This window comes from Streptomyces sp. NPDC058632, assembly GCF_042717095.1.
GTDB lineage: Bacteria > Actinomycetota > Actinomycetes > Streptomycetales > Streptomycetaceae > Streptomyces.
On sequence record NZ_JBHXQZ010000168.1, the window covers coordinates 1 to 6,926 of the forward strand.

Genomic DNA, 6,926 nt, shown 5'->3' on the forward strand with positions numbered 1-6,926 from the left:
GGGGATCGGGGTCCGGCCTTGGGCGGCGTGTCGGGCGGGTCGCCGCGGAGGTCAGCCGATGGAGACGCCCTTGCCGCGGAGGTAGGAGACCGGGTCCACGTCCGAGCCGTAGTCCGGCGTGGTGCGGATCTCGAAGTGCAGGTGCGGGCCGGTCGAGTTGCCGGTGGAGCCCGAGAGGCCGACCTGCTGGCCGCCGCTCACGGTCTGGCCTGCCGAGACGGACAGCGAGGACAGGTGGGCATACTGGGCGTAGTGGCCGTCGTTCAGCTTGACGACGACCTGGTTGCCGTACGAGCCGGCCCAGCCGGCGGAGACGACGGTGCCCGGCCCCACGGCCTTGAGGGAGGTGCCCGTCGGGACGGCGAAGTCGACACCGGTGTGGTAGCCGCTGGACCACATGCTGCCGGCCACCTTGTAGGCGGTGCCGAGGCCGCCGCCGGGCACCGGCGAGCTGTAACCGGAGGTGCTGGCGGCCTGGTTCGCGGTCGCGGCACCGGAGGAGGACTTCGACGCGGACTCCTCGGAGGAGTCCGCGGACGGCTTCGGAGCGGACTGCTCCGAGGACTCGCCGGCCGCCGCCGGCTTCGGCGCGGAGGACGGAGCGGACGAGGAGGGTGAAGCGGTCTCCTCGGAAGAAGAGGACTTCTTCGGCGCGACGGTCGCGGCGGCCTTGCCGTCGACCGAGAGCTTCAGACCGGGGTGGATGAGCGACGGGTCGCTGCCCACGACCTCGCGGTTGTCGGCGTAGAGCCGCTTCCAGCCGCCGTCGACGTTCTCGGACTCGGCGATCTTCGCCAGGTAGTCGCCGCCCTTCACTATGTACGTGCGGGCGTCGTCCCTCCTGTCGCCGTCGGCCTTCACGCCGTCAGCCGTCCCAGCGGCGACGGAATACGACTGGACGGCCTTTTCCGGGGCAGCCTGCGCAGGGGCGGCGTTCGCCCCGGTGGCGCCGAGAAGCGGCAGGGCGAGTACGGCGCCACCGGTTCCGGCGACGGCGATGGAACGGGTGAGACGCGAAGCGCTGGGGCGGCGGTGCTTACCCTTTGCGGGCATGACGAATTCCTCTCCGGCGCCTACGAGGTGAGCTGTCGGGTTCGGACTGGAGATGCCCGGCCGCGTCGAAACGCGGCTTAACCCCAAGCCGTTCCGGAGACCGGAACAGGCAGTCGTACCTGTGGGTCCCCCGCTCCTGCCGTACACGGGTCAGAGGGTGAAGGCTCCGGACAGCGGCAGGATTAGGCGTCTGTCCGGATCGATGGTGAACGTAGGCGACCGGGACGCAAAGGAACAAGCCCGATCTTCCGAGCAAAGGCGCATTTCCGTGATCCATTGGCATAAACACCGTCACCCAGAGTCGCCCCGGGCATTGCGCACCCTCCGAATCCCCTTGCGAAACACCGGAATTACGTGAGCATGGCGACAACACATCGTCACCTCTATGACGATGCTCACCACCCCGCCCCCATCTCCCCCTCTATTGGGGCAGGTTATAGCGAAAGCGCCTAAACGGACAGAACGCCCAATAGCGAAAGAACGGGCACCCGCCCCGGCGGCGGGTCTGCCCGGGGCTGCCACGGGCCCGACCGCGCCGGCGGCCCGGCACCGCCGGCGCCACGCCGTCGGCCCGGTCGCCAACTCATGGCCCCCGCCAGGCATGTCGTATCGTCGGGTGACACCCGCCGACGCCGCCGCGCCGGCGGCGCAGAGTGGGAAAGGGGCCCCCGTGACGCAGCAGATCCCGTCGACCGAACCCGAGCTCACCGGTGTGCGCAATTTCCGTGATGTGGGCGGCCTGCCGACCGTCGACGGCCGACGGGTACGGCACGGGGTGCTGTTCCGCAGCGGCCACCTCGCTCACGCCACCGAGGAGGACGCCGCCTTCCTGTCCTCCCTGGGGCTGCACACCGTCTTCGACTTCCGCAACGCGGCCGACCACAAGCTGGACGGGCGGGACATCGAACTGCCCGGCGTGCGCAATGTGAACCTGCCGCTGAGCGACCCGGCCGACGGCGCCGAGTTCTGGAAGATGGTCCGCGACGGGAACCTCGACCAGCTCCGCGCGATCCTCGCCGACGGCAAGGGAGCGGACCGGATGATCGCCTCGTACCGCGCGACCGTGACGCAGCGCACCTCCGAGCACTCCCGGGTGCTGATCTCGCTCGCCGAAGAGTGCCTGCCCGCGTTGATGCACTGTGCGGCGGGCAAGGACCGCGCGGGCCTGTCGGTGGCGGTGACGCTGCTCGCGCTGGGCGTGGAACGGGACGCGATCTTCGACGACTACCTGAAGTCCAGCGCCGCGCACCGCCGCTACAAGGTGCGCCGCAGCTCCACCTCCGCCTCGGCCTACTCACCCGAGGTCATGGAACTGCTCGACCCGCTGTTCGACGCCCGCGCCGAGTATCTGTCGGCCGCGCTCGAGACGATCGAGGAGACCTGGGGCGGCGTGGACCCCTATCTCGAGCAGGCGCTCGGGCTCACCCCCGAGAACCGGGAACGGCTGCGCGAGCGCATGCTGGACTGAGCGGTTCCTCGAGGGCTACGCCTTCGCACCCAGCTCGAAGAGCAGGTAGATGAAGGCCGCGAAGAGGTGGCCCACCACGACGTAGATGAACAGCCTCACCCACAGGGCGCGAGGGAACTTCTCCTCCATGTCCTTCATGACGCATCTCCATGGGTGGGGCCCAGGCACAGGGCGGCCGTGGGACTCTGCAGCAGGGTGTGGACGAACAGCAGCTCGACCCCGTCGGGGCCCTCGGCGGCGATGCGGTGCGGGGTCAGCGAGTCGAAGTGCGCGCTGTCGCCCGGGGCGAGGCGGTACAGGGTGTCCCCGAGGCGGAGCCGCAGCCGCCCCTCGAGGACGTACAGCCACTCCTCGCCGGGGTGGACCCGCACGATGTCGCCCTGGGATCCCTGCGGGACCTGGACCCGCAGGACCTGCATCCCGCGCCCCGGGGAACCGGCCTGCCGGTAGGTCCAGCCGCCGGCCGTGGTCGGCTCCATGTCGGCGGCGCGCACCACGGCCTCACGGCCGGCGGCGGTCTCACCGAGCAGTTCGGAAACCGTCGTACCGTAGGTGCGGGCGAGGGAGAGCAGCAGCGGCAGCGAAGGCCGGCGCTGTCCGGTCTCCAGCCGGGAGAGGTGCGCGGGCGACAGTCCCGCGTCACGGGCGGCGGCCTCCAGTGTCAGGGAGGCCCGGCGCCTGAGGGCGCGCAGCTGCGGGGCGACCGCGGGGAGCGCGTCGGCCGGTGCGGCCGACGGCCCGGCCCCTGGGAAGCTCATGACTCCATTCAGCCGCATTCTTACCTGTGGGGCAAATTTATTGCCCCACAGGTAAGAAACGTCGTTCTCACCGGCTGGCGACCGCCTGCTTCACCAGAGTCCTGCCGAACTCCCACACCAGCCCGCCCTCATGGGCATCGTCCATGACCGCGGTGAAGGCGTCCACGAACCGGTCCACCTCCCGCTCGCCGATGATCAGCGGCGGGATCAGCTTGATCACCTCCAGGTGGTCGCCGGAGACCTGGGTGAGGATCCTGTGCTTCTGCAGCAGCGGGACGACCACCATCTGCGCGAAGAGTCCCTTGCGCGCGGCCTGCAGCATGGCCCACCGGCCGCGCAGCTTCAGCGACCGCGGCCGGCCGAACTCGATGCCGATCATCAAGCCGCGGCCGCGGACGTCGGCGAGCAGCTCGTACGTGCCGACGAGGGCCGCGAGCCTGGACCGCAGCAGTTCCCCGGTGGCCCGGGCGTTCGCGACGATCTGTTCGTTCTCCATGACCGACAGCACCGCGAGGCCGGCCGCCATGGCCTGGGCGTTCCCCCCGAAGCTGGCCGAGTGGACCAGCACCCGGTCCATCGACGAGTAGACCTTGCGGAAGATCCAGTCCTTGCCGAGTGTGGCCCCCACCGGGACGTAGCCGCCGGAGAGCGCCTTGGCCACGCACACCAGGTCCGGTTCGACCCCTTCCTCGTGCTGGTAGGCGTAGAAGTCGCCGGTCCGTCCGAGTCCGGTCTGCACCTCGTCGGCGATCAGCAGCGCCTTGTGCCGGTGCAACAGCTCCTGGGCGGCGCGCAGGTAGCCGGGCGGGGCCGCGTGCACACCCTTGCCCTGGATGGGTTCCACGATGAGGGCGGCGACGTCGCCCTTGGCCACCTCCCGTTCCAGCGCGCCCACGTCACCGAGGGGTACGGCCGTGTCGGGCAGCAGCGGGGCGAATCCGTCCCGGAAGCCGGACTCGCCGTTGACGGACAGGGAGCCGGTGGTCAGCCCGTGGAAGGCGTGCGCGCAGTACAGGACGCGGGGCCTGCCGGTGGCGTACCGGGCGAACTTCAGCGCGGTCTCGACCGCCTCCGTGCCGCTGTTGCCGAAGAACACCCGGTCCAGGTGAGGGCTGTGGGTGAGCAGTTCCTCGGCCAGCAGTCCGGGCAGCGGTGGGCAGTCGAAGCGGGTGAGGTCGGCGAGCGAGGCGTCGAGGACGTCGTGCAGCGCCTTGCGGACCACGGGGTGGTGGCGCCCCAGGCCCATCACCCCGAATCCGGCGAGCATGTCCAGGTGGTCGTTGCCGTCCGCGTCCCAGAAGTGGGCGCCCTCGGCACGTTCGTAGACCTTGTCGAAGCCGATGGTGTGCAGCATGCGCGGGAGCTGGTGGTTGAGGTGTCTGGTGTGCAGTTCGTAGCGCTCGGCTCCGCGCCCGGCCAGTAGCGCGCCGAGGTCGAAGTCCCCGGCCGCCCGTGACGGCTCCGACGGTTCCGGGGCGGACTCCTCGGTGGTCATGGCTGTTTCTCCCGTTGTTCCCGTGGTGCCCGTTGCGCCCATTGCGCCCGCTGCTTCCCGGACGGTTCGTTCCGGAACCGCCGCTCCTCCCCCACGGCCGGGCTCGCGCCGATCCGGCCGGCGATCTCGACGGGCGTCAGGCCGATGTCCGCCAGCACCTCACCGCGCTTGGCGTGCGCGAGGAACCGCTCCGGGATGCCGAACCGCCGTACCGGTACGTCGACATCGGCGTCGCCCAGCGCCAGTGCCACGGCCGAACCCACGCCCGCCGCACGGCTGTTGTCCTCGACGACGGCCACGAGCCGGTGCCGGGCGGCCAGCCCCACGACTTCGGGGGCGACGGGTTTGACCCAGCGCGGGTCGACGACGGTGCACCCGATACCGCGGGCCTCGAGCAGGTCTGCGGCCTGGAGGCAGACGGGCGCCATGACGCCGACCGAGACCAGCAGCACCTCGGGATCGTCGGCGCGGTGCAGCACGTCCGTGCCGCCGATCCGGTCCAGCGCCGGGACGGACGGGCCCACGGACTCCTTGGGGAACCTCAGCAGCGTCGGTGCGTCGTCGACGGCGACCGCCTCCCGCAGCTGGGCACGCAGCTGGTCGGCGTCGCGTGGTGCGGCGATGCGCAGACCGGGGACGACCTGGAGCACGGACAGGTCCCACACGCCGTTGTGCGACGGCCCGTCGACGCCGGTGACGCCGGCCCGGTCCAGGACGAAGGTGACCCCGCAGCGGTGCAGCGCCACGTCCATCAGCAGCTGGTCGAAGGCGCGGTTGAGGAAGGTGGCGTACACGGCGACGACCGGGTGCGTGCCGCCGGTCGCCAGTCCGGCCGCGGACACCGCGGCGTGCTGCTCGGCGATGCCGACGTCCCACACCCGGTCGGGGAACCGATCCGCGAAGGCACCCAGGCCGACCGGATGCAGCATGGCGGCGGTGATCGCCACCACGTCCTCGCGTTCCTCGCCGATGCGGACGATCTCCTCGCCGAAGACGGAGGTCCAGGACGGCCCGCCGGCCGGTGCGAGCGGCGCGCAGGTGAGGGGGTCCATCACGCCGACGGTGTGGAAGCGGTCCTCCTCGTGTGTGACGGCGGGCTCGTAACCGCGGCCCTTCTCGGTGAGGCAGTGGACCAGGACGGGCCCGTGGAAGCGTTTGGCCCGGCGCAGGGCGGACTCCACGGCCTTGATGTCGTGCCCGTCGATGGGGCCGACGTATTTCAGACCCAGGTCCTCGAAGAGGCCCTGGGGGGCGAAGGCGTCCTTGAAGCCCTTCTTCGCGCCGTGCATCGCCTCGTAGACGGCGCCGCCGATCACGGGGGTGCGCTGGAGCACGTGCTTGCCCCAGGCCAGTACCCGTTCGTAGCCGTCGGTGGTGCGCAGGGTCGCGAGATGGTTGGCGAGGCCGCCTATGGTCGGGGCGTAGGAGCGTTCGTTGTCGTTGACGACGACGATCAGCGGGCGGTCCTTGGCGGCGGCGATGTTGTTCAGCGCCTCCCAGGCCATGCCGCCGGTCAGGGCGCCGTCGCCGATCACCGCGACGACGTGTCCCTTCTCCCCCTGCACCCGGCGGGCCTTGGCCAGCCCGTCGGCCCAGCCCAGTGCCGTGGAGGCGTGGCTGTTCTCGATGACGTCGTGTGCGGACTCCTCGCGCGAGGGGTAGCCGGAGAGGCCGCCCTTGCCGCGCAGCTTGGAAAAGTCCTGACGCCCGGTCAGGAGCTTGTGCACGTAGCTCTGGTGGCCCGTGTCCCACAGGATGCGGTCGACGGGTGACTCGAAGACGCGGTGCAGGGCGACGGTGAGTTCCACCACACCCAGGTTGGGTCCGAGATGACCACCGGTCCTGGCGACCGCGTGCACCAGGAACTCCCTTATTTCTTTGGACAGTTCACCGAGTTCTGCCTCGGACAGCGCCTTCAGGTCGCGTGGTTGCCTGATGCTCTCCAGTATCGTCACGCTCGGTCCCCCTATCGGTCCGTGCCCTGCCTCGACCCACCGTCACTGCCGGCTTTCCGGTGCCGGCCGGGGCGCCGGAGCCGGCGCCGTCCTGTTCCATCCGCTCGGCGATCTTCATGGCTTCCTCGATGAGGGTCTCCACGATCTTCGACTCCGGGACGGTCTTGATCACTTCGCCCTTCACGAAGATCTGCCCC

6 protein-coding genes, 1 pseudogene and 1 riboswitch are annotated in these 6,926 nt (G+C 70.4%); of the genes and pseudogenes, 1 reads left to right on the top strand and 6 read right to left on the bottom strand.

What is annotated here, in order from left to right; all coding sequences use genetic code 11:
• Positions 1 to 51 precede the first annotated feature (51 nt).
• Entirely contained in the window at positions 52 to 1,053 is a 1,002-nt protein-coding gene (locus ACFWVE_RS34360) for a peptidoglycan DD-metalloendopeptidase family protein (RefSeq protein WP_384022996.1), read from the bottom strand.
• A 4-nt stretch (positions 1,054 to 1,057) separates the two neighbouring features.
• Positions 1,058 to 1,252, bottom strand: a riboswitch (cyclic di-AMP (ydaO/yuaA leader).
• A gap of 471 nt (positions 1,253 to 1,723) precedes the next feature.
• Here ACFWVE_RS34360 and ACFWVE_RS34365 point away from each other — a divergent pair.
• Positions 1,724 to 2,521 (top strand): tyrosine-protein phosphatase, encoded by a 798-nt coding sequence (locus ACFWVE_RS34365; RefSeq protein WP_384022998.1) that lies wholly within the window; start codon positions 1,724 to 1,726, stop codon positions 2,519 to 2,521.
• Positions 2,522 to 2,536: 15 nt separating this feature from the next.
• Here ACFWVE_RS34365 and ACFWVE_RS34370 read toward each other — a convergent pair whose 3' ends face one another.
• The 5 genes and pseudogenes from ACFWVE_RS34370 to ACFWVE_RS34390 all read right to left on the bottom strand — a co-directional run.
• Positions 2,537 to 2,659, bottom strand: coding sequence for a DUF6126 family protein (locus ACFWVE_RS34370; RefSeq protein ID WP_384023001.1), 123 nt, complete (start codon positions 2,657 to 2,659; stop codon positions 2,537 to 2,539).
• Positions 2,656 to 3,279: a helix-turn-helix domain-containing protein gene (locus tag ACFWVE_RS34375; RefSeq protein WP_384023004.1), complete on the bottom strand. Its 624-nt coding sequence runs from the start codon at positions 3,277 to 3,279 to the stop codon at positions 2,656 to 2,658. Before ACFWVE_RS34375 ends, ACFWVE_RS34370 begins: the two co-directional genes overlap by 4 nt.
• A gap of 67 nt (positions 3,280 to 3,346) precedes the next feature.
• Positions 3,347 to 4,774 carry an aspartate aminotransferase family protein gene (locus tag ACFWVE_RS34380; protein WP_384023006.1) on the bottom strand — a complete coding sequence of 476 codons (1,428 nt, stop codon included), beginning with the start codon at positions 4,772 to 4,774 and terminating at the stop codon, positions 3,347 to 3,349.
• Positions 4,771 to 6,729 (bottom strand): 1-deoxy-D-xylulose-5-phosphate synthase, encoded by a 1,959-nt coding sequence (gene dxs, locus ACFWVE_RS34385; RefSeq protein WP_384023010.1) that lies wholly within the window; start codon positions 6,727 to 6,729, stop codon positions 4,771 to 4,773. The genes ACFWVE_RS34380 and dxs overlap by 4 nt, the downstream gene beginning before the upstream one ends.
• A gap of 58 nt (positions 6,730 to 6,787) precedes the next feature.
• A pseudogene (locus tag ACFWVE_RS34390) lies at positions 6,788 to 6,926 on the bottom strand (4-hydroxy-3-methylbut-2-en-1-yl diphosphate synthase); the annotation flags it as partial.